Consider the following 26,336-nt stretch of genomic DNA (forward strand, 5'->3'; position numbering starts at 1 on the left):
CGATCCGGCTTCGGCTTGAAGGTTTGTTACCAGTCCTCGGCACGAACCAGCCGGCCGTTGGTCAGCGCCTGGCGACGTGCCCAGGCGGTCGGTGGCTCTCCTGCGAACGCGACGAACTCGCGCGCGAGATGGGCCTGGTCGGCATAGCCGCTTTCCGCCGCGATCCCTGCCCAGCCGAGCCTGGATCCGCTTTGCGCGAGCCGGCTCGCCCGATGAAACCGCATCATGCGCGCCAGCGACTTGGGCGCGATACCGAGCTCCGATCGAAACCGGCCGACCAGATGCTTGCGGCTCCAGCCGATCTCGCCGGCGAGTGCCGTGATGCCGATGGCACCGGCCGAGCGCGCCAGTCTTCGATAGGCGAACGCGACTTCGCGAGACGGCGCGTGGCCGGCGCGGCGAAGCACGAAGTCGTCGATCAGGTCGAAGCGGCGCTGCCAGCAGGTCTCGGCGCCGAGGCGCTGGCGCAGCCAATGGCCATCACGACCGAGCACGTCCTCGAGTTCGATCATGCGCCCGGCCAGCTCGGTCACCGCGCCGCCGAAGAAGCTGTAGGCCCCGAGCGGGGTGAAATCCATCTACACGCAGGCGGCGTGCCCATCGGACTCGATGTAGACCGGTCCCGCGTAGAGACCGGCAGCAAAGCTGTGCTGACGGTCGCTCGCTTGCGGCTCCCGCCCGAGCGCGATCAGGAACGGGGTGCCGAAGCTGATGATCAGCGGAACGATCAGCGGCGCGGTCTGCCGCTGTGCGAACCGGCCGGCCGCGGTCTCGCGATAGCCGGTCATCGCAGCAATCAGCTCCGCCGCACGCGGCGACGGGGCGCGCTGCACGAACTCAAATGCGACGGGTGCCGCGAACTCGGCCATGCGGTCCTCGCGGGAGGCGGAGGCTTACGCGATATCCGAGGACTGGATGCGCTTGACGCCGGCCTTGTCCATGTCGGCCCAGGCCTTGGCCAGGGATCCCTGGGTGTCGATGCCGCGGCAGGCGTCTTCCACCACATAGGTTTCGAAGCCGGCCTTGCGCGCATCGAGCGCGGTCCATGCCACGCAGAAATCGGTGGCGAGCCCGGCCACGAAAACCCGCTCGACGTTGCGCGCCTTCAGATAGGCGGCAAGTCCGGTGGTGGTCTTGCCGTCGGCTTCGGTGAAGGCGGAGTAGCTGTCGACATCCTTGTGAAAACCCTTGCGGATGATCAGCTCGGCCTGCGGGATCGCGAGGTCCTTCGACAGCCCCGCGCCGTCGGTGCCCTGCACGCAGTGGTCGGGCCACAGCACCTGCTTGCCATAGGCGAGGTCGATGACTTCGAACGGCTTCTTGCCTGCATGGACCGAGGCAAAGGAGACGTGTCCGGGCGTGTGCCAGTCCTGCGTCATCACCACATTGGCAAAGCTCTTGGCGATCTTGTTGATGACGGGCACGACCTGCTCGCCATCCTTCACCGCGAGGCTGCCGCCGGGCAGGAAGCAGTTCTGGACGTCGATCACGAGCAGCGCGGAGCCGTCGTCGGGCTTGATCGCGGCCGCCCAGAGATTTCTTGGAGCCAGCGTCGCAAGCGCCATCGTACCAAGGCCTGCAACGATCCGTCGTCGATCCAACATCGCGCCCCTCCTCGCTTTGCGTGATACAGCGCGAGGAGGCTAGTTCCGTTCGGCGAACGACGAAAGTGGGATTTTTCCGACCGGGCTGCGAACGGCGGGTCAGCCGCGCGGCTGGATGCCGTCGCGCACCGCTCGGAAGCGCGGGAAGGCCTTCTCCCAATCGGTGCGCGGCGAGCTGCCGATGACCCGCACCGATGTCTGCGCGCCGAACCGCAGCCACTGCACGATGGTCACCGGGGTGTTGTCCTTGCCGCTGACGGCGTCGATCCGGGTCTCGAAGCCGGGCTGGCCGTCGATCCGGATCGGTTCGGACATGGTGATCCGCCCGTCGCGCACGCCGGGGATCGTGGTCGCGATCTGCTGGGCAAAGCGGCCGCGGTCGTCGGGCGTGGCGGGCGCCGAAGCGATGACGCCAAGCAGCATGAAGGGCTTGGTCTCGAGGCCCTTTTCGTCGCCGTCGGCCATCAGCAGCGCGGCACCCGGCGCCAGCATGCGGATGTTCTTGAAGCTGCCGAGCTCGGTGACCTTGAACGGCATCATGGCGAGCTGTTCGTCGACCGGCACCTCGTTGCGAATCTGGGCCGAGGCGAACATCTGCCGGACCGCGTCATCGGTGTAGATCTTGCTGGCGTTCTCCGGCACCTGCACTGCGACATAGCCGGAGAAGGTCGGCCCCGGCAGGATCATGGAATAGCGCCGCACATTGCTGGCGCCGTCGCGCGCGCTCTCCACGGTGTAGTAGGCGAGGCCGGCCGGCGTCTCGAGGCTCTCGGGCTTGATGTTTCCGGTGCCGGCCGGGTTGGCCTTGAAGGCGGTCACGACCTCGTTGTAGGCGTCCGCGGGCAGGTCGGCGATCAGGACCTTGACGCCCTGATCCTCGGTCTCGAAGCCGATGAACGACTTGGCGCGGACGAGGCCCACCAGCGGCTTCATCCCGACATGCGCGCCCGGCGGAAACACCACGTCGGCGGCAAAGCCACGACAGGTGGCAGCAATCAGCAAGGCAACCGCAACGAGAACTCGAAAAGGCGTCATGGGGAATCTACCGGTTTTGCTTGGTGGCCGCGCAACGGGGCCGGTGCAGGGCTGGATGGCCTCTTTCAGTCGGACCGCTTTTAGCGGTTTTGATGACCCTGCAACAGGCCGCCAACTCTCCGCTCCGGGCCCGCAGGCTCGATTCCGTGGGCTTTTCGCCCCGATTGGCTGGCACTTTCCAGTTTCCCGACGTTTCCAACGAACGGCCGCCAGCGGCCAAACAGCGCGCCCTCGACCCGTGCGCCGCTCTCGCATACGACGTTTGTGAGCGTTCACTCAACAGCGCTGACGCCGAGCCGCGAACGTTCGTGGTCGACGGCCGGCCCCATCATTGCCGATTTGTTAACTTGGATCGGGCTTGAACCGGCGCCGCGTCCGGACTGACACAATCTTTCAAACGTCAGTCTTTTCAGGCCTCAACGTTGCGTCCAGTCCTTGCGGGCAGGACCCTCTGTCCTATATCAGGCTCACCGTCGCAATATCGCGAGTATGTGAACGTCTGGGGGTTCGGTACGGAGCGCCGTCAGGGCCCAACCAACCTGCCGTAGCAAAGAGGATATCAAAATCATGGGTAAGGTCATTGGGATCGACCTCGGCACCACGAATTCGTGCGTCGCCGTAATGGATGGCAAGAACGCCAAGGTGATCGAGAATGCCGAGGGCATGCGGACGACGCCGTCGATCGTTGCCTTCACCGACGACGGCGAGCGCCTCGTCGGACAGCCGGCGAAGCGCCAGGCGGTGACCAATCCCGAGCGTACGTTCTTTGCGGTGAAGCGCCTCATCGGCCGCCGCTATGACGACCCGATGGTCGAGAAGGACAAGAAGCTCGTTCCCTACAAGATCGTCAAAGCATCGAACGGCGATGCCTGGGTCGAAGCCGACGGCAAGACCTATTCGCCCTCGCAGGTCTCGGCCTTCATCCTGCAGAAGATGAAGGAGACCGCTGAGGCGCATCTCGGCCAGAAGGTCGAGCAGGCCGTCATCACCGTTCCCGCCTATTTCAACGACGCGCAGCGTCAGGCCACCAAGGACGCCGGCAAGATCGCCGGCCTCGAAGTGCTGCGCATCATCAACGAGCCGACGGCTGCCGCGCTTGCCTACGGTCTCGACAAGTCGAAGTCCGGCACGATCGCCGTGTACGACCTCGGCGGCGGCACCTTCGACGTCTCGATCCTCGAGATCGGCGACGGCGTGTTCGAGGTGAAGTCGACCAACGGCGACACCTTCCTCGGTGGTGAAGACTTCGACATGCGCCTGGTCGGCTATCTCGCCGACGAGTTCCAGAAGGAGCAGGGCATCAACCTGCGCAACGACAAGCTCGCTTTGCAGCGCCTGAAGGAAGCTGCGGAGAAGGCCAAGATCGAGCTGTCGTCGACCACGCAGACCGAAATCAATCTGCCGTTCATCACGGCTGACCAGACCGGTCCGAAGCATCTGACGATGAAGCTGACCCGCGCCAAGTTCGAGGCGCTGGTGGCCGATCTCGTCGAGAAGACCATCGAGCCGTGCCGCAAGGCGCTGAAGGATGCCGGCCTGACCGCCGGCGAGATCGGCGAAGTGGTGCTGGTCGGCGGCATGACCCGCATGCCGAAGATCCAGGAAGTGGTGAAGCAGTTCTTCGGCAAGGAGCCGCACAAGGGCGTCAACCCCGACGAAGTCGTCGCGATCGGCGCTGCGATCCAGGCCGGCGTGCTGCAGGGCGACGTCAAGGACGTGCTGCTGCTCGACGTGACCCCGCTGTCGCTGGGCATCGAGACGCTGGGCGGCGTGTTCACCCGCATCATCGACCGCAACACCACGATCCCGACCAAGAAGAGCCAGGTGTTCTCGACCGCCGAAGACAATCAGGGCGCCGTGACCATCCGCGTCTTCCAGGGCGAGCGTGAAATGGCGGCCGACAACAAGATGCTCGGCCAGTTCGACCTGATGGGCATTCCGCCGGCTCCGCGCGGCATGCCCCAGATCGAGGTGACCTTCGACATCGACGCCAACGGCATCGTCAACGTCTCGGCCAAGGACAAGGCGACCGGCAAGGAACAGCAGATCCGGATCCAGGCATCCGGCGGTCTGTCCGAGGCCGACATCGACAAGATGGTCAAGGACGCCGAGGTCAACGCGGCCGAGGACAAGAAGCGCCGCGAGGCCGTCGACGCCAAGAACCACGCCGATGGCCTGGTTCACTCGACCGAGAAGGCTTTGGCCGAACACGGTTCGAAGATCGCCGACACCGAGCGCCGTGCGATCGAAGACGCCGTCAGCGACCTTAAGGAAGCGCTGAAGGGTGACGATGCCGAGGCGATCAAGGCCAAGACCAACACGCTGGCGCAGGCTTCGATGAAGCTCGGCGAGGCCATGTACAAGCAGCAGGCCGAGGCCGATGCGGCCAAGGACGCTGCGAAGGATGACGTTGTCGACGCGGAGTTCACCGAGGTCGACGACGACAAGAACAGCAAGAAGTCTGCTTAAGCGGATTTGCGATCATGACCCTCACACCAATGAGCACGCCAAGCGTCTCGGAGGAGTGGGGGTCATTTTTCTTTAAGGCGATCGCTGCATCTTCCAGACAGGCGCAATCCTTGACGCGATTCTCAGCGCAATCTTTGGCGCAGTCTTCGGCGATCGCGATGAACTTCGGACGGAATTGAAGGATGTCCACCAAGCGCTGCTATTACGAGACCCTCGAGGTTGAGCGGAACGCGGACGAGACCAAGCTGAAATCGGCTTTCCGCAAGCTCGCGATGAAATGGCATCCGGACAAGAATCCGGGCGACGCCACCAGCGAAGTCCGATTCAAGGAAATCAACGAAGCCTATGAGGTGCTGAAGGACGGCGACAAGCGCGCCGCCTATGACCGCTTCGGCCATGCCGCCTTCGAGCAGGGCATGGGCGGTGGCGGCCCCGGCTTCGGCGCCGGCTTCGCCTCCTCCTTCTCCGACATCTTCGAGGATCTGTTCGGCATGGCCGGGCAGCGCCGCAGCGGTGGCCGCGAGCGCGGTGCCGACCTGCGCTACAACATGGAGATCACGCTCGAGGAGGCCTTCCAGGGCAAGACCGCGCAGATCGAGATCCCGGTCTCGGTCACCTGCGAATCCTGCTCCGGCACCGGCGCCAAGGCCGGCACCAAGCCGAAGACCTGCTCGCATTGCGGTGGCGCCGGCCGTATCCGGCAGGCCCAGGGCTTCTTCACGCTGGAGCGGACTTGCCCCGGCTGCCAAGGCCGCGGCCAGATGATCGAGGATGCCTGCACCTCCTGCGCCGGCTCCGGCCGGGTGACGCGCGAGCGTACGCTGTCGGTCAACATTCCTCCGGGGGTCGAGGACGGCACCCGTATCCGGCTCGCCGGCGAAGGCGAGGCCGGCGTCCGCGGCGGACCGCCCGGCGACCTCTACATCTTCCTGTCGCTGACTACGCACCAGTTCTTCCAGCGCGACGGCGCCGACCTGCACTGCCGCGTGCCGATCTCGATGGTCACAGCAGCCCTCGGCGGCGAGTTCGAGGTGCCGACCATCGACAAGGGCAAGACCAAGGTGAAGGTGCCGGCCGGCACCCAGTCCAGCCGCCGATTCCGCATCGCATCAAAGGGCATGCCGGTGCTCCGCTCGCGCCAGACCGGCGACATGTATGTCCAGGTCGTGGTCGAAACGCCGCAGAATCTGACCAAGAAGCAGCAAGAATTGCTGATGGAGTTCGAAAAACTCTCGTCCGGCGCAACCCAGCCGGAGGCAGCGGGTTTCTTCTCTAAGGTCAAGGACTTCTTCGGGAGCCGCTCCGTCTAGCCGCAGTCGTTACGCTTGACCGTAACGACTTCGATCTATACGTGTTTATGACTGTTTTCTGACAACCGCTCGATTGTGCGGTCCCCGCCTGGTAGCGACATGCCTTTGCAATCGTCCGTGCGTGCGTCGAAGAAGCCCCTCCGTCTCGACGACGAGGTTCGTTTTCTCCGTTCATGGATGGAGAAGCCGCTGCATATGGGCGCGGTGATGCCGTCCGGACGGCTGCTCGCGCGCACCATGGCGCAATATGTCGATCCCGAAGCCGAAGGGCCGGTCATCGAGCTGGGGCCCGGCACCGGGGCGATCACCAACGCGCTGATCGAGCACGGCGTCGATCAGAAGCGTCTCGTCCTGGTTGAGTACAATCCCGGCTTCTGCGCGCTGCTGCGCGAACGCTATCCGCAGGCCAAGGTGGTCCAAGGCGACGCCTACAGGCTTCGCGACACGCTGTGGGACGTCATGAAGTCTCCGGCCTCGGCCGTGGTCTCCGGCCTGCCGCTCGTCACCAAGCCGATGCTGACCCGCCTGAAGCTGATCCGCGACGCCTTCATAGCGCTCGCGCCCGGCGCGCCGTTCGTCCAGTTCACCTATTCGGTGGCGCCCCCGATTCCGAAGTCGCTGCCCGGCGTGTCCACTGAGGCCTCCGAGCGGATCTGGATGAACCTTCCGCCCGCGCGGGTCTGGGTGTATCGCAAGGGCTGACCGCCCCGCGCTGGGGCGCTCGCCCTGGACCTGCGATTTCAAAATGTCTGCGCTGAAAATCCTCGTGATCCCGGGATCGCTTCGATCCGGCTCGCTGAACGCGAAGCTCGCCGCCGTGCTGGCGCACGAGCTCGCGCAAGCCGGAACCGACGTCACCCGCATTTCGCTCGGCGATTTTCCGATGCCGATCTATGACGGCGACCTGCAGGCCAAATCGGGCGTGCCGCAGCACGCCGTCAATCTGAAGCGGATGATCGCCGCCCATCACGGTGTGCTGGTCGTGACGCCGGAATACAATTCCTCGGTGCCGGCGCTGGTGAAGAACACGATCGACTGGGTGAGCCGCGTGCAGGATCCGCACGAGGCCCGCGGCCAGGTGTTCCGCGAGCGTGTGTTCGCGCTCGCCGCGGCATCCGGCAACCGGCTCGGCGGCACGCGCGCGCTGGCGGCGCTGCGCCTGATCCTGTCGGCGTGCCATGCCACGGTGATCCCGAACCAGCTCGCGCTGTCATTCGCCGAGCAGGCCTATGACGACATGGATCACCTGAAGCACCAGGGCGACATCGACACGATGCGGGCGCTGGTGCGGCAGCTGATCGACCATTCCCAACGCATGATGTGAGGTGACATGCAGCCAGCCAAGATCGCTCCAAGGATCGCCCCAAGAGACCGGTTGATCGTGGCGCTCGATGTGCCGTCGGTCGCAGCAGCCGAGGCGATGATCGACAGGCTCGGCGACAGCGTCACCTTCTACAAGATCGGCTATCAGCTCGGTTACGCCGGCGGCCTTACGCTGGCGAAGCAGCTTGCGGGCCGCGGCAAGAAGGTTTTCGTCGATCTCAAGCTGCATGACATCGGCAACACCGTTGCGCGCGGCGTCGAGAGCGTCGCCTCGCTCGGCGCGACCTTCCTCACCGTGCATGCCTATCCGCAGACCATGAAGGCAGCGGTCGAGGCCCGCGCCGGCTCCGGCCTGAAGATTCTCGCGGTGACGGTGCTGACCTCCTATGATGACAACGACCTTCACGCCGCGGGCTATCGGCTCAACGTCTCCGATCTCGTCGAGGCGCGCGCCAGGCAGGCGCAGGCGCTCGGTGTCGATGGCCTCGTCAGCTCGCCCGAGGAAGCCGCCGCCCTGCGCAAGATCGTCGGCGATCAGATGAACCTGGTGACCCCCGGCATCCGTCCGGCGGGCTCGGCGACCGGCGACCAGAAGCGCATCATGACGCCGGGTCGTGCCATTGCCGCCGGTGCCGACTATCTGGTGGTCGGACGTCCGGTGATGGAAGCCGCCGATCCGAAGGCCGCCGCCGAAGCCATTCACACCGAGATCGCCGAGGCACTCGCCTGAACCAACAACAAGGGAGAACACAGAGATGGCGAAGGGATACTGGATCGGACGCGTCGACGTTCACAACGACGAGGGTTACAAGCCCTACGCGGTCGCCAACCTTGCGATCTTCAAGAAATTCGGCGGCCGCTACGTGGTGCGCGGCGGCCAGCTTAACTGCGTCGAGGGCCAGAGCCGCTCCCGCAACGTCGTGATCGAATTCCCCGACTACGCAACCGCGATGGCCTGCTACAATTCCCCGGAATACCAGGCCAACATCAAGGTGCGGCAGCCGCATTCGATCGCCGACCTCATCATCATCGAGGGCTATGACGGCCCGCAGCCCTGATCGCCGGGCGGCCGGTTCGGTTGCCGGAACTGCCATGGCTCGCTATATCGCGTGGAGAGGTGAGCCATGGCTGACATGCGTTTGATCGTTGCGGGTGCCGGCGGCCGGATGGGCCGTACGCTGACGCGGGTGATTTCCGAAACCCCGGGGGCGGTGCTGGTCGGCGCGCTGGAGGCGCCGGGCTCGGAACTGCTCGGCAAGGACGCCGGCGTGCTCGCCGGCCTTCCCGCCAATGACGTCAAACTGTCGGCCGATCTGTGGTCGATGTCGGCGGGCGCCGACGGCATCCTGGATTTCACCGTGCCGGCGGCGACCATCGCCAATGTCGCGATCGCGGCCGAGCGCGGCCTCGTCCATGTCATCGGTACCACCGGCCTGTCGCCGTCCGACGATGCGGTGATCCGCAGCGTCACCAACCGCGCCATCGTGGTGAAGTCGGGCAATATGAGCCTCGGTGTCAATCTGCTTGCGGCGCTGGTCAAGCGCGTCGCGCAATCGCTCGACCAGAGCTTTGACATCGAAATTCTCGAGCTGCATCACAAGCAGAAGATCGATGCGCCGTCGGGCACCGCCTTGATGCTCGGCGAAGCCGCCGCCGCCGGCCGCAAGATCGCGCTGGAGCAGCATTCGGCGCGCGGCCGCGACGGCCTGACCGGCGTACGGCGTGCCGGCGACATCGGCTTTGCCTCGCTGCGCGGCGGCACCGCGGCCGGCGATCACAGCGTGATCTTTGCCGGCCCCTCGGAGCGCATCACGCTCTCGCATCATGCCGAGGACCGCGCGCTGTTCGCGCAGGGCGCGCTGAAGGCGGCGCTCTGGGCACATGGCAAGAAGCCCGGCATGTATTCGATGACCGACGTTCTCGGGTTGAGTGACTGAGATCGTTCGTCGAGATCAAATCCAGCTAACGCAAAACGGAATCTGAAATGAGTGATCGACTTCTTGTGCTCGTTCGTCACGGTCAGAGCGACTGGAATCTGAAGAACCTGTTCACCGGGTGGAAGGACCCTGACCTCACCGAGCAAGGCATTGCCGAGGCCAAGGACGCCGGCCGCAAGCTGAAGGCGCAGGACCTGTCGTTCGATGTCGCCTTCACCTCCGACCTCACCCGCGCGCAGCACACGCTGACGCTGATGCTGGAGGAGATCGGCCAGACCGGGCTGCCGACCACCAGGAATCTTGCGCTCAACGAACGCGACTACGGCGATCTCTCGGGCCTCAACAAGGATGACGCCCGCAAGAAGTGGGGCGAGGATCAGGTGCTCATCTGGCGCCGCTCCTACGATGTGCCGCCGCCCGGCGGCGAAAGCCTGAAGGATACGCTGGCGCGCACGCTGCCCTATTATGTGCAGGAAATCCTGCCCGGCGTGCTGCGTGGCCAGCGCACGCTGATCGCCGCCCACGGCAATTCGCTGCGCGCGCTGATCATGGTGCTGGAGAAGCTGACGCCGGAGCAGATCCTCAAGCGCGAGCTCGCGACCGGCGCGCCGGTGGTCTATCGGCTCAACGCGGATTCGACCGTGGCGTCGAAGGTCGATCTGGCGGGGTAGGCAATGCTCAACCCGTCATCCTGAGGTGCGAGCGAAGCGAGCCTCGAAGGATGCACGGCCACCAGCCGGGCCGTCGACCCTTCGAGACGCGCTTCGCGCTCCTCAGGGTGACGGACCTTCGCTTTAATGCAATCCCACTTGCCCGGCTTCCCAGCCCAGCATCGCCTGCTTGCGGGTGATGCCCCAGTGGTAGCCGGTGAGCGCGCCGCTCTTGCCGAGGGCGCGATGGCAGGGCACCACGAACGACACCGGGTTGCGGCCGACCGCGGCGCCGACGGCGCGCGAGGCCTTCGGGCTGTTGATGTTGCAGGCGATGTCGGAATAGCTCACCGCGCGGCCCATCGGGATCTTGAGCAGCGTCTCCCACACCCGCACCTCGAAGTCGGTGCCGATCAAGACGACGCGCAGCGGCTGGTCCGCCCGCCACAACCGTGTATCGAACACGCGCTGCGCCAGCGCGGTGGTGCCGTCGGTGTCCTCGACATAGGTCGCGTTCGGCCAGCGCCGCTTCATGTCCGCGAATGCGGTCTGCTCGTCGCCGGGGTCGGCGAAGGCAAGCCCCGCGAGCCCGCGGTCCGTTGCGATCACGATCGCGGTGCCGAACGGCGACGGATGGAAGCCGTAGCGCAGCGTCATGCCGCCGCCGCCGGTCTTCCATTCGCCGGGGGACATCGCCTCGTGCGTGACGAACAGGTCGTGCAGCCGTCCCGGGCCCGAGAGGCCGGAGTCCAGCGCCGCGTCGAGCACGCTGGCGGAATCGCGCAACAGGTTCTTGGCGTGGTCCAGCGTCAGCGCCTGCATGAAGGCCTTCGGCGTCAGCCCGGCCCAGCGGCGGAACAGATGGTGCAGTTCATCCGGCGTGACGGCGGCGGCATCGGCCATCGCTTCGATGGTCGGCTGGGTGCGCCAGTGTTCCGAGATGAACGCGATGGCGCGCCGCACTGAGTCATAGTCGCGCAGCGCGGCGCTCTGGAGGCCCGGCTTGGCCAGGCGCTGGTCATGTATGGCGAGTGTCATCATGGTGTCTGATTTAGGAGCCATGGCGCATCCAAACCACCCGATTTCTGACAAGCTTGACTAGGTGATGGGGTTGTAGGTCGGGCCGCGTTTCGCGGCGTTGAGTGCCGCCGTCAAGGCTTTGGAAAAACTGGCCTTTTCGTCCGGGCTCAAGAAGCTGCCGACGTTGACCCGGCGGCCGCGGGACACCAGATAAAGCCGCTCGATGCCGAACTCCTCATGCGAGATCTGCTCGAACCGCACCCAGAGCGGATTGAGCACCCATTCCACCACATGGCCGCGGTGGCTGATCCTGCGCACCCGCAGTTCCGACGGCGTCACGGTGATCTCCTCGCTCGCCTTGGCGGTGCGGAAATTGACCTTGAACGCCCAGTAGATCACCAGCACGTCGAGGCCGAAGAAGCCGAAGATCGGCCAGGCGCCCAGCCACCAGAACACCACGCCGGCGATGAAGCTGATCACGGTGACGAACGACATCAGCACGATGAAGCCGGTGCGGTTCAGCGAGCGATGCGGCGTCAGCAGCGCCGAGAACAGTTTTGGCTCGGCCTCGGTGCCGGGATCAAAGTCGTTGCCTGCGGTCATGACGTATCAGTATATCCGGTTCATGGCCAAAATCATCCGCTCTCAACGCGCCAACACGCCAGGCGTTCGGTCGGCGCCGAAGAAGAAAGCCGCGAAAGCGGCAAAGCCGCTGTCCAAACGTGCGGCAAAGAAGCTGCCCGTAAAGGCTGCCAAGAAGGCGGCCAAGCCCAGGCCATGGACGGCGGAGGAGGTCTACGAGGTTTTCGACCGGTTCCGCAAAGCCAATCCCGAGCCGAAGGGCGAGCTCGAGCATCTCAACCCGTACACGCTGCTGGTCGCGGTGGTGCTGTCGGCGCAGGCCACCGACGCCGGCGTCAACAAAGCGACGCGGCCGCTGTTCGAAGTCGCCGACACGCCGAAGAAAATGGTCGAGCTCGGAGAAGATCGAGTGCGCGAGTACATCAAGACCATCGGGCTCTATCGCAACAAGGCGAAGAACGTCATCGCGCTCTCGGAGAAGCTGATCGCCGAATTCGGCAGCCAGGTGCCGCGCACCCGTGCCGAAATCGAGTCATTGCCCGGTGCCGGCCGCAAGACCGCGAATGTCGTGCTCAACATGGCGTTCGGCGAACACACGATGGCGGTCGACACCCATGTGTTTCGCGTCGGCAATCGCACCGGACTCGCACCCGGCAAGACGCCGCTTGAGGTCGAGCTGGGATTGGAGAAGGTGATCCCGACGGAATTCATGCTGCACGCCCATCACTGGCTGATCCTGCATGGCCGCTATACCTGCCTCGCCCGCGGCCCGCGTTGCGAAGTGTGTCTGATCAATGATCTCTGCCGGTGGCCGGAGAAGACCGTCTGAGCCATGATCGTCATGGTGTGGTAATAGGCTCGTCCGGCGTTCCGGTGCGTGATCGAGGAGTGTAGCGTGACAGAGCAGGTTCAAGACGGTTCCTCACGCGTCACCGAGCCGGCTCTTGCACCTGCGACAGCGCCAGTCGCACCGAAATCTGCGACCAAGGGTTTCTGGCGCCGTTTCGCGATCCCGCTGTTTGCGGTGCTCGTTGCACTCGCCTTCGTCGTTGTGGCGACCTCGCGCTGGAATGCGTGGATCGGCAGCGCCACGATCCAGATCACCGATGACGCCTATGTGCGGGCCGAGCTCACCCAGCTCAGTAGCCGCGTCTCGGGCGAAGTGCTCACGGTCGCCGTTTCCGATTTCCAGCGCGTCAAGGCCGGCGATCTCCTGGTGCAGATCGATCCTGCCGACTACCAGGCGCAGGTCGCACAGGCCGAGGCGGGCGTGGTCGGTGCGCAGGCCGCGCTCGACAACCTCAACAACCAGGTCGAGCTGCAATATGCGACCATCGCGCAGGCCGAGGCCTCGCGGCTGTCCGCGGAGGCGCAGGAGACTTTGGCGCGGCAGGAGGAAGAGCGTCAGCACTCGTTGTCGCAAACCGATGCCGGCACGTTGCAGCGCCTCGAACAGGCCACTGCGGCTTACGCCAAGTCGCAGGCCGACGTGAAGGCCAGCCGTGCGGTGATCGCCGCGCAGCGCCATCAGCTCGAGGTCCTGCAGGGCACCAAGAAGCAGCGCGCCGCCGACCTCGACGCTGCCAAGGCGCTGCTGGCATCGGCCAAGCTCAAGCTCGGCTACACCAGGATCGCCGCGCCGTTCGACGGCGTCACCGGCGAGCGCCAGGTGCAGCCGGGCGACTACGTCAACATCGGCACCAACCTGGTCAACGTCGTGCCGCTGCCGAACGTCTATGTGATCGCCAACTACAAGGAAACCCAGCTGACCAACGTCATGCCGGGCCAGCCGGTCGAGGTCACGGTGGATACGTTCTCCGGCGAGAGGTTGCGCGGCACGGTCGAGCGCATCGCGCCGGCGAGCGGATCGCAATTCGCACTGCTGCCGCCCGACAACGCCACCGGCAACTTCACCAAGGTGGTGCAACGCATCCCGGTGCGCATCCAGTTCGACAAGGGCCAGAAGCTGCTCGAGCGCCTGCTGCCGGGCATGTCGGTGGTGACGCGGATCAATACCGGCGAGGCGGTCGCCAATGCCGGAAAATAATGACGACCGTCGCAGCGGTCCGGTCTCGCGCGGTGACGTCGCGCGCTATCCGTTTTTCGCTGTTGTCGCCGTGCTGCTCGGCGCATTCCTGGCGAATTTCGACAGCCGCCTGACCACGATCGGCCTGCCCGATTTGCGCGGCGCGTTCTCGCTCACCTTCGACGAGGGCGCGTGGCTCTCGACCGCGGCGATCGGCTCGCAGATCTTCGTCGCGCCTGCGGTCGCCTGGCTTGCCACCGTGTTCGGCTTGCGGCGCGTGCTCGGCATTCCGAGCCTGGTCTACGCCGTGGTCTCGCTGACCATCCCGTTCGTGCGCGATTACACGACGCTGATTGCGCTCAGCATCGCGCACGGCATGCTGCTCGGCACCTTCGTGCCGGCGACGCTGATGATCATCCTGCGCAACCTGCCGATCCGCTGGTGGATTCCGGGAATTGCGATGTATTCGATCCGCGTCGGATTCGCGCTGGACTCGTCGAGCTCGCTGGTCGGCTTCTATGTCGAGCATCTCGGCTGGCAGTGGCTGTATTGGCAGGGCGTGGTGATAGCGCCGCTGATGGGGCTGATGGTCTATCTCGGCACGCCGAGCGAGCCGGTCAATCGCGACCTGCTGCACCATGCCGATTGGGGCGGCATGCTGCTGCTCGGCGCCGGCGTGGCGATGGTCTATGCCGGGCTCGATCAGGGCAACCGGCTGGACTGGCTCTCGTCGGGCACCGTGATGGCGCTTTTGATCGGGGGCGGGTTGTTGATCATCGGCTTCATGATCAACGAGATGGTCGCGCCCCGGCCCTGGGCGCATTTCAACGTGCTGTTCTCGCGCAATATCGGGCTCTCGCTGATCGTCATCCTCTTGTACACGCTGACCAGCCTGTCGAATTCGTCGCTGGTGCCGAATTTCCTCGGCGCCGTCGGCGCGCTGCGGCCGGAGCAGTCCGGCGTGCTGCTGTTCACCTACGGCGCGCTGCCGATGTTCGTGCTGGTGCCGATCTCGATCCTGCTGCTCCGCCATCTCGATCCGCGCATCGTCGTGGTGCTCGGCTTCTCGGCATTCGCGGCCGCCAATCTCTGGGGCACGCAGCTGAGCCATGTCTGGGCACGGGAGGATTTCGTCGGCATCGTGCTGCTGACGTCGGTGGGGCAGGCGTTCACGCTGCTGCCGATCATCATCATGGCGCTGTCCAATTCCGATCCGTCGCGGGCGACGGCGTTCGCGGCCTATATCCAGATCATGCGGCTCGGCGGTGCCGAGATCGGCGTGGCCCTGATGGGAACGTGGCTGCGCGTTCGCGAGCAGATCCATTCGAACTATCTCGGACAGCACGTCCAGAACGGCGACGTCGACGTCGTGAACTTGCTGAAGCGGTTGGCCGGTGAATTTTCCGGCCACGGCCTCGGGGCGGCGATGGCGCGGGCCGTCGGCAGGCTGGCGGCGCTGGTGCAGCGCGAGGCCAACACGCTCGCCTACATTGACGGCTTCTGGCTGTGCTTCTGGCTCGCGATCGCGGCGCTGTTCATTGTGGCCCTGATCACGCGTGCGCCGCAGGGCCCGCTGTCGCCGGTGCCGCTCGGCTTCATCAGGAATGTGCTGCGCAAGCCGGGCGCCGCCGCGTCCTGATTGACGAACGGCGCGGCGCGGCCGTCGCCGCCGGGGTCAATTTATAGTGAATGCCGCGCTCCCTGTATCTCACCGGCGTCTGAAATATTTTGCACGTCGCGTGGTTCCACAACCGGGGGAACTGGAGCCACGATGATCGAGACCAAGCAGACGGCCGCGCTTGTTTCCATGGCGACGGCGGTTCCACCGCATCTATTCCATCAGGGACAAGTCCTGCAGGCCGCCCGCAACCTTCTCGCCGACCGCTATCCCGAATTCGAGACGCTCTCGAGCCTGTTCGCCAACACCGGCATCCAGCATCGCCATGGCGTGAAGCCGATCGAATGGTATCTCGAACGGCGCGGTTGGCCGGAGCGGACGCAGGCGTTCCTGGAAGGCGCCGAGGCGCTGTTCGTCGATGCCGCCGGCAAGGCGATCGCGCGCGCCGACGTGACCGGCAGCGACATCGATACCGTGGTGACCGTGTGCTCGACCGGCATCGCCACGCCGACGCTGGAGGCGCGCGTCGCCGGCAAGCTCGGCCTGCGGCCGGATGTGTCGCGTGTGCCGGTGTTTGGCCTCGGCTGCGCCGGCGGCGTGTCGGGCCTCTCGATCGCGGCGCGGCTGGCGCAAGCGCGGCCGGGCGCGAACGTGCTGCTGGTCGCGCTCGAGCTCTGCACGCTCGCGGTCCGCCACGATGAACTGACCAAGGCGAACATGGTTGCGGCCAGCCTGTTCGGCGATGGCGCCGCGGCGATCGTGCTGCGCGCCGGTGACGGCGGTGCGACGCGGATCGAGGCGGCCGGCGAAAAGCTGTGGCCGGATACGCTCGGCATCATGGGCTGGACGGTCGATCCGGAAGGATTCGGCGTCGTGTTTCAGCGCACCATTCCGGATTTCGTCCGCGACCACGTTGGACTGGCCGTGAGCGAAATCCTGGCCCGGATGGAGTTGACGACCGATGACATCGACCGCTTCCTCTGCCATCCCGGCGGCTCCAAGGTCATCGCCGCGCTGGAGCGGGCGCTCGCGCTCGATCAGGGCACGCTCGATCATGAGCGCGACGTCATCGCGGCGTGCGGCAACATGTCGGCCCCGACGGTTCTGTTCGTCCTCGAACGCGCTTGCGCCAAGGGCCTGCCACCGCGCGCGCTGCTCACCGCGCTCGGGCCGGGCTTCACGCTCAGCTGCGTTGCGCTGAGGCACGCGGCGTGAGCTTCGCCTCGCTCATCCTTGCGTTGGTCACGCTGCAACGCCTCGGCGAGCTCGTGCTGTCACGTCGCAACACGGAGCGGCTGCTGGCGCAAGGCGCGATCGAGGTCGGCGCCGGTCACTACCCGTTCATCGTGCTGCTTCACGCCGGCTGGCTGACCGCGCTGTGGATCTGGGGCCGCAACCAGGATGTCAACCTGGCTGCATTAGCGGCTTTCGTGGCGCTGCAAGGCTTGCGGCTGTGGATCCTCGCCGCGCTCGGACCGCGATGGACCACGCGGATCATCGTCTTGCCGGGTGCGCCGCTGATCGCATCCGGGCCGTACCGGTACTTTCCGCATCCAAACTATGCCGTCGTCGTCGCTGAAATCGCGCTGCTGTCGCTCGCATTGCACCTGCCCGTGTTGGCGTTGATCTTCACCGTGCTCAATTGTGCGGTGCTCGCCGTCCGAATTCGCGCCGAGAGCCGTGCGTTGTCGGTTTCCGACTGGCCGCGCATCAGCACGCCATGAGCGAGCGGGCAGATCACCCGGCCGATACCCCATCGGCTGCGACCTGGGCGGGCTTCCTGCTGATGTGCCTCGGCATGTTCATGGCGATCCTCGACATCCAGGTCGTCGCGACCTCGCTGCCGACGATCCAGCGCGCGCTTGCGATCTCGCCCTCGGCGATGAGCTGGATCCAGACCGCCTATCTGATCGCCGAGGTGATCGCGATCCCGCTGACCGGACTGTTCACCCATGCACTGTCGCTGCGATGGCTGTTCGTCCTCGCCGTCAGCCTGTTCACCATCGCGTCCGTCGGCTGCGCCTTCAGCGACGGTTTTGCCGTGCTGCTGACGTTCCGCCTTCTGCAGGGATTTTCCGGCGGCGTTCTGATCCCGGCGGTATTCTCCGCCGTATTCACGCTGTTTCCGGCGCGCCTGCACCCGGTCGCCACCACGATCGGCGGCGCCGTCGCCGTGCTCGCACCGACCGTTGGACCTGTTGTCGGCGGCTGGATCACGCAGACCTGGTCGTGGCCGTGGCTGTTCCTGATCAATCTGATTCCGGGAACGCTCGCGGCCTTGGTCACGCCGTTGCTGCTTCCGAAGGAGGGGATGCATCTTCGCGCGTTCTCCAGGCTGGATAAATCGTCGCTGATCCTGCTCGCAGCGGCCCTCGCAAGCTTCATGATCGGGCTGAAGGAAGCGCCGCAGCGCGGCTGGGCCTCGATGCTCTGCCTCAGCTTGCTGATCGGAAGCATTGCCGGGATGGCGCTGCTGATCCGGCGCACGCTCCGCGCGGCGGATCCGATCGCGCAATTGACCCTGTTCCGGCGGCGTTCGTTCGCGATCGGTTGCGCTCTGAGCTTTTGCCTCGGCATCGGGCTTTACGGATCGACCTATCTGATGCCGGTATTCCTCGGCTTCGTCCGCCGCCACGACGCCTTCGAGATCGGCACCATCATGCTGGTCACGGGAGCCGCGCAGCTCGTCGCCGCGCCGCTGGCGGCCTTCCTCGAAAGTCGCGTCGGTGCGCTGGTGTTGACCGGCACGGGCTTCGCCTTGTTCGCGCTCGGTCTCGGACTGAGCGCCTTCCAGCCGCGGACGGCCGATTTCGGCGAGATGCTCTGGCCGCAGGTCGTGCGCGGCGTCGCCATCATGTTCTGCCTGCTGCCGCCGACACGGTTTGCGCTGGGCAGCCTGCCGGAGGCCGAAATTGCCGACGCCAGTGGACTGTTCAACCTGATGCGAAATCTGGGTGGCGCGATCGGGATCGCCCTGATCGACACCATCCTCTACGGGCGCAGCCCAATCTATGGCGAGGATTTTCGTGCGCGCCTGCTGGCAGGCGATGTCAACGCGGCGCAGGCGGTCGGGCTCGATCCGATGTTGCTGATCAACCGTCCGCCGGGTCCGCCGGACGATGCCACGGTGGCGTTCGTCCGGCCGCTGGTCGAACGGGCGTCGCTCGCGCTCACCGTCAACGAGGCATGGGCGATGCTCGCCTGCGTCGCGATCGCCGGGCTTTTGCTGGTGTCATTCGCGCGCGACCGGGCGCCGGCATCCCTCCAGGTGCCGCGGGAATGCGAGCTAGAGCATGATGCGGAAAAGTGGACACCGGCTTTCCGAAAAGATCATGCTCAAAAAGAGCATCTAGATTGAGGAGACGTTGCTTCGCCGCGCCGGCTCGATCAGCTCGCGCCGCGGACCCGACAGCCGCTTGTACATGTGGACCATGAAGGCCATGCCGAACAGCGGCGTCGCCAGGTTGACGATCGGGATCGACACGAAGGCTGCGATGAACAGGCCTGCGGTGAACACGGTTGCCGCATTCTCCTTGCGCATCGCCTTGGCATCATCAGGCGAGCGGAACCGCATCGCGGCGAGCTCGAAATATTCGCGGCCGAGCAGCCAGGCGGTCGCGATGAAGAAGATGATGAAGCCCGCGCCCGCGAACAGCACGAACGGCAGCGCGACCAGATAGACCAGCACCGTCAGCAGTGCCGTCTTGACGCCCTCGATCGTCGCCAGCGTGACCGGCAACGCCACGCCGGGATGGTCGGCCGGATAGTGCTCGCGCTCGACATGGTCGGCGACGTCGTCGACGAACAGGCTCGCCACCAGCGAGGTGATCGCGGGCATCAGGAAGATGCCGCCGAGCACGACGCCAAGGCCCGCCGAGATCGAGATGATCCAGGACAGCACGTGCAGCGTGGAATGGAAGTTGGGGCCGAGCATGCCTTCGGCCCAGACCTCGCCCGTGTCGGCAAACCAGCTCAGCAGCCGCTGCAATCCGATCGCGAGCACGGTGATCAAGACCAGCGCAAGCGCGATCGAGCGCCACAGGATCGTGCGCATCGGCGGCGACAGGATTTGCGAAAGCGCCTTGATGGCGGCATCGAACATGACCGGGTTACCTCTGCAAATTGACGTGCGAGAGGTAGCCACCCAATACGGCTTCGGCAAGTGCTGCCTGTGCCGCGGTAACAGCGTTTTCGAGCTAGGCGTCGAGCGGCCTGCCGCGGACGTTGGGTCCCCAGACACCAATGGTCACGATCACGATCATCATCGCCGCGGTGATCAGGCCGAACACGCCGCCGACCCCGGCCTCCTTCAACATGAACGCCACGATGAAGCCCGAGAACGTCGCGCTGAGCCGGCTCATCGAATAGACGAGCCCCGCCGCGCGCGCCCGGATCGCGGTCGGGAACACCTCGGTCTGGTAGGCGTGATAGGCGTAGGACAGCGTCATGTTGGCGCCGGTCACCAGCACGCCGCTGGCGATCAAAAGCGCCGGCGCGGTCAGCTGCGCGAAGGCGAGGCCGAACACCGAGATCGCGGCGGCGGCCCCGCAAATGATCCATTTGCGCTCGAAGCGGTCGGCGAAGGTTGCGGCCAAGAGCGGCGCGAGCGGATAGGCGAAGGCGATGATGAAGGAATATTGCAGGCTCTTGGTGACGTTGATGCCCTTCTGGACCAGCAGCGCGGGAACCCAGTTGGAGAAGCCGTAGACGCCGAACGCCTGGCACAGGTTGAAGATCATGAACAGCACGACGAGCGAGGCGTAGGGCGGCCGGAACAGGTCGGCATAGCCGGTCTCGACCGGCGCACGTGCCGGCGCCACTGCAGCCGCGGGGGCAGGGCGCGGCAGGGCCGCGCCGGATGCAGCCTCGAGCGTCCGCATGATTGTCTCGGCCTCCGCGGCGCGGCCATTGCGGGCCAGCCAGAGCGGGCTTTCCGGCACGTAGAGCCGCAGCACCCAGATGATCATGCTGGCGGCGGCGCCGATCAGCACCACCCAGCGCCAGCCATCGATGCCGTAGGGCGTCGCCGGCACCAGCCACCACGACAGCGCGGCAACGATCGGCACTGCCGACAGCATCACAGCCTGGTTGATCGCAAACGCCCGGCCGCGCATCCAGCTCGGCACCAGCTCGGTGATGTAGGCGTCGATGGTGATGACTTCGATGCCGATCCCGATTCCGGCGATGAAGCGCCACAGCAACAGGCCGCCCGGCGTAGTCTGGCACGCCATGATGACGGACGCCGCGCTGTAGAACAGCAGCGAATAAGTGAAGACGGCCTTGCGCCCGTAACGATCTGCGAGAAAGCCGAGGCAAAAGGTGCCGATGAAGAGACCAGCGAACGTTGCCGCGACGAAGGCGCCGATGCCGGAGAAGCCGAAGAAGGCCTGCGTCGTCGTGGTCATCAGCCCGCTGCGGGCGAGGCCCGGGGCGATATAGCCGGTGAAGAACAGATCGTAGATTTCGAAGCAGCCGCCGAGCGAGAGCAGGATCACCAGCCGCCAGACATAGGCGGAGGTGGGCAGCGCCTCGAGCCGTCGCGAAATCTGGTCGGGTCCGCTGGTCGTGTTGGCGAGATCGGCAACCGAGCCGAGTTCGACGGCGCTCATCATGGTCCTCCCCGGATGGTGCAATGGCCGCCTTTCTTGCGAAGGCGTGCGGTTCGCGCATGTTTGGCAGCCGGGAGCCAGAAATCCAGACGAACATATCGAAGGTATCGTTCGATATTTTCGATCGTACTTCCTGATACGCGCTTTCTTCACGCGAACCGGTACCCACTTCGCTTGAAAGCGCTTTAGATCAGAAGCGTCGCCTCCCAGGCGCCGCGGCCGACCTGGTCTGCGATCAGGGCGCGGATCAGGCGGCACATTTCCTCCATGACGTAAGTCATCGGGCGGTTGCGCAGGCGGCAGAGATAGAGCGTGCGGGTCAGCTTGGGTTCGACGACTTCGCGCGCGACCAGCAGCCGTGCTTTGAGCGGCTCGCTGACGAAGTGGGTCGTCGCGATCGTGCAGCCGAGGCCCGCGGTCAACGCCCCGATCATGCCGCTGGTCGAGTTGAGGTGCATGATCGCGTTGGCCTCGAGCCGCTTCAGCAGCACGGGGTCATCCAGCAACGCGCGCGCCGACAGTCCGTATCGCAACAGGATCAGCGGCAGCCGTGTCACCTCCTCGAAGGCGATCGGCGCCTTCTTGCCGATCAGCTTCTCGGTGCCGACGCAGAACATCTGCTCTTCCAGCACCGGCTCGGCGACCAGGTCCTTTTCCGACGGCGGGTTGTAGACCAGCGCGAGATCGACCTCGGAGCTCAGCAGATGCAACAGCGTCGCGCCGGAGAGACTCTCGGTCAGCGACAGCTTCAGGTTCGGATATTTCGTCAGCACGGTCCGCATCAGCGGCACGCCGATCGCCTTCATGCCGGAATTGGCCATGCCGATCGAGATATCGCCGGCGATCTCGCTGCCGCCTTCCTTGATCTCGCGCTCGGCCGCCGCCATCGCGCGCAGGATGATGCGGGCATGCTCGTAGAGCCGCTCGCCGGCCGCGGTCGGTTCCATGCCGCGCGGCTTGCGCTCGAACAGCGGCGTGGCGAATTCGGCTTCCAGATTGGCGATGTGGTGGCTCAGCGCGGACTGCGCGACATTGGCCTGATCCGCCGCCCGCGACAGGTTGCGCTGCTCGTAGACCGCGATGAAATAGCGAAGCTGGCGCGAATCCATGGGGGCTCAGCGTTCTAGAACGGCGAATACACTATTCGACAGATTATATTTTTCAGATAGCGTGCGGAAGCCTAACCTGCGCCGATCACAAAGCGTTTTCGAGCGAAGTGGGTACCGGTTCGCGTGAAGAAAACGCGTCTGAATCAAGAGCGCAACGAGCACGGAGAAACCGATGACCGGGAGCGGACTGCCGCTGGAGGGCGTGAGGGTCGTCGAGATGACCCACATGGTGATGGGGCCGACCTGCGGCATGATCCTGGCGCAACTCGGCGCCGAGGTGATCAAGGTCGAACCTCCGGCCGGCGACAAGACCCGCTCGCTCGGCGGCATGGGTGTCTCGTTCTTCCCGCTGTTCAATCGCGGCAAACGCAGCATCGTGCTCGATTTCGCCAAGCCCGAGGACCGCGACACGATGCACCTTCTGCTCGCCGGCGCCGACGTGTTCCTGGAGAATTTTCGCGACGGCCAGCTCGACAAGCAGGGTCTCGGGCCCGAGGAGCTGCGCGCGAAATATCCGCATCTGATCATCGCCGGCCACAAGGGCTTTCTCTCCGGCCCCTACGATCATCGCCCGGCGCTCGACGAGGTCGTCCAGATGATGTCGGGGCTCGCCGCGATGACCGGCACAAGCGAGAAGCCGCAGCGCGTCGGCTCGTCCGCCAACGACATCATGGGCGGCATGTTCGGCGTGATCTCGATCCTCGCCGCGCTCTACCAGAAGCGTGCCGGCAAGGCCGATGGTGCCGACATCCGCATCGGCCTGTTCGAGAACTGCCTGTTCCTGGTCGCCCAGCACATGGTCGAGTACGAGATGACCGGGCGCAAGCCGCGCTCGATGCCGGAGCGTGAGCACGCCTGGCCGATCTACGACATCTTCGATGCTGCCGGCGGTGACCGCATCTTCATCGGCGTCGTCACCGAAGGCCATTGGCAAAGCTTCTGCCGCGAGTTCGGTTTGCAGGAATTTGCCGACGATCCGACGCTGCGCTCTACCACGGACCGCATCATGGCCCGCGACCGGATCATTCCGCGCGTTGCCGAGGTGATCAAGGGCTGGAAGGTGGCCGACCTTTCGGCGAGGCTCGACGTGCTCAACATCTGCTTCTCGCCGATCAACCGGCCGGAGGATCTGCTGCAGGACCCACATGTGCTGCGGCCGGGTGGCCTCGTTCACAACGTCAATGCCGACGGCAAGCCGTTCCGCGTTCCTGCGCTGCCGGTCGAGTGGAACGGCCACAATATCGGCGAGGGCCTGAAGGTGCCGGTGCTTGGCGCCGATACCGACGCGGTCCGCGCCGAACTCGCACAACAGACAATTTCATCAACCGGAAACGCTGCGTGAGGCTGACATGACCCGCGTCCACGATATCTATCCCAACGACAGAGTGAGCCTGCGCGAGGTCGGTCTGCGCGACGGCCTGCAGCTGGTAAAGACATTCCCGTCCACCGCGGCGAAGCAGCGCTGGGTGCGCGATGAATATGCCGCCGGCGTCCGGCATTTCGAGGTCGGCTCGTTCCTGCCGGCCAAGACCTTTCCGCAATTCGTCGATGTCCGCGATATCGTCGCGACCATCGCCGCGCTGCCGGGCGCGCATGGTGTCGCGCTGGCGCTGAACGAGCGCGGCGTCAACGAGGCGCTGGCCTCCGGTGTCGCCGAGATCGCCTCGGTGGTGTCGGCGACCGAGGAGCACAGCCAGGCCAATGCCAACCGCTCGCGCGAATCCGCGATCGAGAACATCAAGCGGCTCTGCGAGCTGCGCGACGCCAGCGCACACAAGCCGCTGGTCAATGCGGCGATCTCGATGGGGCTGGGCTGCTCGATCGTCGGTGCGGTCGATCCGAATGAGGTGCTGCGCCTCACCGAGAAGCTCTACGAGGTCGGCGTCGACATGGTCGCGATCGCCGATACCGTCGGCTATGCCGGACCGAAGCAGGTCGGCGGGCTGACGCGCGGCGCGGTGAAGATCGCAGGCTCCAAGCCGGTCTGCGTCCATCTGCACGACACGCGGGGTATGGGTATCGCCAATGCCTCGGCCGCGCTCGATGAAGGCGCCCGCGTGCTGGATGGTTCGCTCGGCGGCCTCGGCGGCTGCCCGTTCGCGCCGGGCGCCACCGGCAATGTCGTGTTCGAGGACCTCGTCTTTCTCTGCGAGAGCAAGGGATTTCCGACCGGCATCGATCTCGATCGCTTGGTCGAGGTGCGCGCGATCCTGAAAGCCGAAATGCCGAACGAGCAGCTCTATGGCGGCCTCGCCCGCGCCGGCCTGCCGCGTGGCGCCAAGGCCAAGGCGGCGTAGCCTGACCTTCCGCCGCGCATCGGCAACGTTCTGATCAGTCGCGGATGCGGTGGCTCGAGCTGAAATCCTCGACATCAGGCTGCATTGGGGCTGTTTCGCGGTAGGGCGGCACGATCAGCATCACGACCCGCCGTGTTCGGCCGGGCCTGCCCAGCAGCGTCGCCTGGGCGTCAAACTCGGAGCGAAAGACGTCCGTCGCGCGCAACGTCGTGCGCGCCATCCAGCTCAGGCAATCCGGCTGGTCGGCGAAGCACAATGCGGCCCAGCCGCGATCGAGCGTGGTCTTGCGCGGCAGCCCCCAGGTGTACTGATAGGCAAACGGCCGGGCATAGAACGGATGATCCGGGCTGTAGAAGGCGGCAGCGAAGGCGAGCGCATCGTCGCCGCTAACGGCCGCGAGCGGCGTCCCGGCCGCATCGTGCCATCGTTCGGTGAGCTCGGTCGCGACTGCATGATAGAAGCCGCGGCCTTCTTCATAGCCGTGGGCGTGGCGATAGAGTGCGTGGACCGGAGCGCCGGCGGCAACCGCGAGAATCGCGATGCCCGCCACCATGACGGCCAGGTTGACCGCATAGAACCGCTCGATCGGGTAGCTCGTTCCGCACACGATCAGCACGATGAACAGGAAGAGGCCCTGTACCGCCCAGAGCGAGGGCAGGTCGGTGCCGATCGCGAGCGACACCATCACCGGAAACAGGATGGTGCCGATTGCGACCAGCCGGAGCAGACGGAGCCCCGGGTTCATTGCGCGGAAATCCGCAGGCAGCCGCGCCAGCCGCCGGCCGGCAATGAACGCCCAGGTCACCGCCGCGACCGAGAGGGCAGCGATCAGGCCCATGATGAAGTAGGAGACTTCCCACAGCGCCGCGACATGATCGGCACCGGCATGCGCGAGCGCATAGTCGAACGTCGTAGCGCCCGTCGTGGCGAGCCAATGCAGATGCGGGCCGAGCACCAGCATGCCGGTCAGCGCCGAGATCCAGGGCGAGGCCGACTGCAGATAGCGGCGGCGACCGGGATGCAGCACGGCCGCGAAAACGAAGCTTGCGACCAGGAAGATCGAATAATATTTGCCGAGCATCGCGAGTGCACAGGCCACGCCTGCCGCGATCGCCCATCCGAGTTGCCGTGGCGCCTCGAACGCGCGCAGGAAGCAATAGGTCGCCAGCGGCCAGGATGCCAGCAGCACCGCGTTCGCGTTGAACCGCTGGGCGTGGAATTGATAGGCCGGCAGCAGCATCGCCAGCAGCAGGACGATCGCGCGCTTCTCGCCGCGGACGAAGCGGCGCGAGATCAAGTCGACCGCCCACAGCGCCACGGCTGCGTTGGCCATCGCCATCAGCTGCAGCGACCAATCGCTCAGCGGAAAGACCGCGGTCCATCCCCGGGTGATCCAGCCCATCAGTGGCGGATGCTTGGGGTATCCCCAGGCGAGGTGGCGGCCGAGCGTCCAGGTCTCGAGCACGTCGGGATGCAGGCCGGCACCGAGATAGGCGATGATGAGATACGCCGTCCAGATCGCGACGAAGAGGACGAGCAGCAACGGGATCGACCACCCGGTCTCGATTCCCTCGAGCCAGCTGTTGAATGGACGGCGCCAGCGTGCCGGGTCCTTCTCCGACGCGGCGGCCATCGCCGAGAAATCGAACAACGAAAACACCGTAAAACTACCGGATGAAAGCAAGCTTGAATCGCGCGCACCCTAGTGATGCAGCAGCGAGAACTCAACGACGAAGCCGGACGACGA

The 26,336-nt window shown here is 65.4% G+C and carries 26 protein-coding genes; 16 read left to right on the top strand and 10 right to left on the bottom strand.

What is annotated here, in order from left to right:
- Positions 1–26 precede the first annotated feature (26 nt).
- The 4 genes from FBZ93_RS12185 to FBZ93_RS12195 form a co-directional block, all read right to left on the bottom strand.
- Entirely contained in the window at positions 27–578 is a 552-nt protein-coding gene (locus FBZ93_RS12185; RefSeq protein WP_246667454.1) for an AraC family transcriptional regulator, read from the bottom strand.
- Positions 579–869, bottom strand: a complete 291-nt coding sequence (locus tag FBZ93_RS41300) for a hypothetical protein (RefSeq protein ID WP_246667455.1) — start codon at positions 867–869, stop codon at positions 579–581.
- A gap of 24 nt (positions 870–893) precedes the next feature.
- The gene (gene pncA / locus FBZ93_RS12190; RefSeq protein ID WP_146986224.1) at positions 894–1,604 is read right to left on the bottom strand and encodes a bifunctional nicotinamidase/pyrazinamidase; all 711 of its coding nucleotides are present in this window, start codon (positions 1,602–1,604) and stop codon (positions 894–896) included.
- Between the two features lie 99 nt (positions 1,605–1,703).
- The gene (locus FBZ93_RS12195; protein ID WP_146986225.1) at positions 1,704–2,639 is read right to left on the bottom strand and encodes a hypothetical protein; all 936 of its coding nucleotides are present in this window, start codon (positions 2,637–2,639) and stop codon (positions 1,704–1,706) included.
- A 567-nt stretch (positions 2,640–3,206) separates the two neighbouring features.
- Here FBZ93_RS12195 and dnaK point away from each other — a divergent pair.
- The 8 genes from dnaK to FBZ93_RS12235 all read left to right on the top strand — a co-directional run bounded on the left by dnaK (position 3,207) and on the right by FBZ93_RS12235 (position 10,349).
- Complete coding sequence (gene dnaK / locus FBZ93_RS12200; RefSeq protein ID WP_026192053.1) at positions 3,207–5,108, top strand: molecular chaperone DnaK; 1,902 nt, start codon at positions 3,207–3,209, stop codon at positions 5,106–5,108.
- 182 nt (positions 5,109–5,290) lie between these two features.
- Complete coding sequence (gene dnaJ / locus FBZ93_RS12205) at positions 5,291–6,418, top strand: molecular chaperone DnaJ (RefSeq protein ID WP_146986226.1); 1,128 nt, start codon at positions 5,291–5,293, stop codon at positions 6,416–6,418.
- A gap of 99 nt (positions 6,419–6,517) precedes the next feature.
- Positions 6,518–7,120: a class I SAM-dependent methyltransferase gene (locus tag FBZ93_RS12210; RefSeq protein ID WP_146986227.1), complete on the top strand. Its 603-nt coding sequence runs from the start codon at positions 6,518–6,520 to the stop codon at positions 7,118–7,120.
- 43 nt (positions 7,121–7,163) lie between these two features.
- Complete coding sequence (locus FBZ93_RS12215) at positions 7,164–7,742, top strand: NADPH-dependent FMN reductase (RefSeq protein ID WP_146986228.1); 579 nt, start codon at positions 7,164–7,166, stop codon at positions 7,740–7,742.
- A gap of 6 nt (positions 7,743–7,748) precedes the next feature.
- Positions 7,749–8,471 (top strand): orotidine-5'-phosphate decarboxylase, encoded by a 723-nt coding sequence (pyrF, locus tag FBZ93_RS12220; RefSeq protein ID WP_146986229.1) that lies wholly within the window; start codon positions 7,749–7,751, stop codon positions 8,469–8,471.
- 25 nt (positions 8,472–8,496) lie between these two features.
- On the top strand, positions 8,497–8,799 hold the full coding sequence (locus tag FBZ93_RS12225) for a DUF1330 domain-containing protein (RefSeq protein ID WP_050424071.1): 303 nt from the start codon (positions 8,497–8,499) through the stop codon (positions 8,797–8,799).
- A gap of 66 nt (positions 8,800–8,865) precedes the next feature.
- Entirely contained in the window at positions 8,866–9,678 is an 813-nt protein-coding gene (gene dapB, locus FBZ93_RS12230; protein WP_146986230.1) for a 4-hydroxy-tetrahydrodipicolinate reductase, read from the top strand.
- A 47-nt stretch (positions 9,679–9,725) separates the two neighbouring features.
- On the top strand, positions 9,726–10,349 hold the full coding sequence (locus tag FBZ93_RS12235) for a 2,3-bisphosphoglycerate-dependent phosphoglycerate mutase (RefSeq protein WP_146986231.1): 624 nt from the start codon (positions 9,726–9,728) through the stop codon (positions 10,347–10,349).
- 123 nt (positions 10,350–10,472) lie between these two features.
- Here the strand turns inward: FBZ93_RS12235 and FBZ93_RS12240 are convergent, their stop codons facing one another.
- Both FBZ93_RS12240 and FBZ93_RS12245 read right to left on the bottom strand, forming a co-directional pair.
- Positions 10,473–11,369 (bottom strand): methylated-DNA--[protein]-cysteine S-methyltransferase, encoded by an 897-nt coding sequence (locus tag FBZ93_RS12240; protein ID WP_146986586.1) that lies wholly within the window; start codon positions 11,367–11,369, stop codon positions 10,473–10,475.
- 57 nt (positions 11,370–11,426) lie between these two features.
- Positions 11,427–11,951, bottom strand: coding sequence for a DUF2244 domain-containing protein (locus FBZ93_RS12245; RefSeq protein WP_146986232.1), 525 nt, complete (start codon positions 11,949–11,951; stop codon positions 11,427–11,429).
- 22 nt (positions 11,952–11,973) lie between these two features.
- Between FBZ93_RS12245 and nth the strand changes: the two genes are divergently transcribed.
- The 6 genes from nth (at position 11,974) to FBZ93_RS12275 (ending at position 18,932) form a co-directional block, all read left to right on the top strand.
- Positions 11,974–12,759, top strand: coding sequence for an endonuclease III (gene nth / locus FBZ93_RS12250; protein ID WP_146986233.1), 786 nt, complete (start codon positions 11,974–11,976; stop codon positions 12,757–12,759).
- Positions 12,760–12,825: 66 nt separating this feature from the next.
- On the top strand, positions 12,826–13,977 hold the full coding sequence (locus FBZ93_RS12255) for an HlyD family secretion protein (protein WP_433995404.1): 1,152 nt from the start codon (positions 12,826–12,828) through the stop codon (positions 13,975–13,977).
- Positions 13,964–15,595, top strand: coding sequence for an MFS transporter (locus FBZ93_RS12260; RefSeq protein WP_146986234.1), 1,632 nt, complete (start codon positions 13,964–13,966; stop codon positions 15,593–15,595). The genes FBZ93_RS12255 and FBZ93_RS12260 overlap by 14 nt, the downstream gene beginning before the upstream one ends.
- 132 nt (positions 15,596–15,727) lie before the next feature.
- Positions 15,728–16,789, top strand: a complete 1,062-nt coding sequence (locus FBZ93_RS12265; RefSeq protein WP_146986235.1) for a type III polyketide synthase — start codon at positions 15,728–15,730, stop codon at positions 16,787–16,789.
- Entirely contained in the window at positions 16,786–17,298 is a 513-nt protein-coding gene (locus FBZ93_RS12270; protein ID WP_146986236.1) for an isoprenylcysteine carboxyl methyltransferase family protein, read from the top strand. Before FBZ93_RS12265 ends, FBZ93_RS12270 begins: the two co-directional genes overlap by 4 nt.
- The gene (locus FBZ93_RS12275) at positions 17,295–18,932 is read left to right on the top strand and encodes a DHA2 family efflux MFS transporter permease subunit (protein ID WP_167529011.1); all 1,638 of its coding nucleotides are present in this window, start codon (positions 17,295–17,297) and stop codon (positions 18,930–18,932) included. Before FBZ93_RS12270 ends, FBZ93_RS12275 begins: the two co-directional genes overlap by 4 nt.
- Here the strand turns inward: FBZ93_RS12275 and FBZ93_RS12280 are convergent.
- The 3 genes from FBZ93_RS12280 to FBZ93_RS12290 all read right to left on the bottom strand — a co-directional run bounded on the left by FBZ93_RS12280 (position 18,924) and on the right by FBZ93_RS12290 (position 22,292).
- Positions 18,924–19,676, bottom strand: a complete 753-nt coding sequence (locus FBZ93_RS12280) for a sulfate transporter family protein (RefSeq protein ID WP_146986237.1) — start codon at positions 19,674–19,676, stop codon at positions 18,924–18,926. The two genes, FBZ93_RS12275 and FBZ93_RS12280, sit on opposite strands and share 9 nt — an antisense overlap.
- 94 nt (positions 19,677–19,770) lie before the next feature.
- Entirely contained in the window at positions 19,771–21,183 is a 1,413-nt protein-coding gene (locus FBZ93_RS12285) for an MFS transporter (protein WP_146986238.1), read from the bottom strand.
- A 185-nt stretch (positions 21,184–21,368) separates the two neighbouring features.
- Positions 21,369–22,292, bottom strand: coding sequence for a LysR family transcriptional regulator (locus FBZ93_RS12290; RefSeq protein WP_146986239.1), 924 nt, complete (start codon positions 22,290–22,292; stop codon positions 21,369–21,371).
- A 172-nt stretch (positions 22,293–22,464) separates the two neighbouring features.
- Between FBZ93_RS12290 and FBZ93_RS12295 the strand changes: the two genes are divergently transcribed.
- Positions 22,465–23,634, top strand: a complete 1,170-nt coding sequence (locus tag FBZ93_RS12295) for a CaiB/BaiF CoA transferase family protein (protein WP_146986240.1) — start codon at positions 22,465–22,467, stop codon at positions 23,632–23,634.
- A gap of 7 nt (positions 23,635–23,641) precedes the next feature.
- The gene (locus tag FBZ93_RS12300) at positions 23,642–24,589 is read left to right on the top strand and encodes a hydroxymethylglutaryl-CoA lyase (protein WP_146986241.1); all 948 of its coding nucleotides are present in this window, start codon (positions 23,642–23,644) and stop codon (positions 24,587–24,589) included.
- 34 nt (positions 24,590–24,623) lie between these two features.
- On the opposite strand, the gene FBZ93_RS12305 is transcribed toward FBZ93_RS12300, so the two are convergent.
- Positions 24,624–26,222, bottom strand: a complete 1,599-nt coding sequence (locus FBZ93_RS12305; protein WP_146986589.1) for a glycosyltransferase family 39 protein — start codon at positions 26,220–26,222, stop codon at positions 24,624–24,626.
- Between the last annotated feature and the right edge of the window lie 114 nt (positions 26,223–26,336).

Origin of the sequence: Bradyrhizobium macuxiense, assembly GCF_007993935.1 — a bacterium.
GTDB lineage: Bacteria > Pseudomonadota > Alphaproteobacteria > Rhizobiales > Xanthobacteraceae > Bradyrhizobium > Bradyrhizobium macuxiense_A.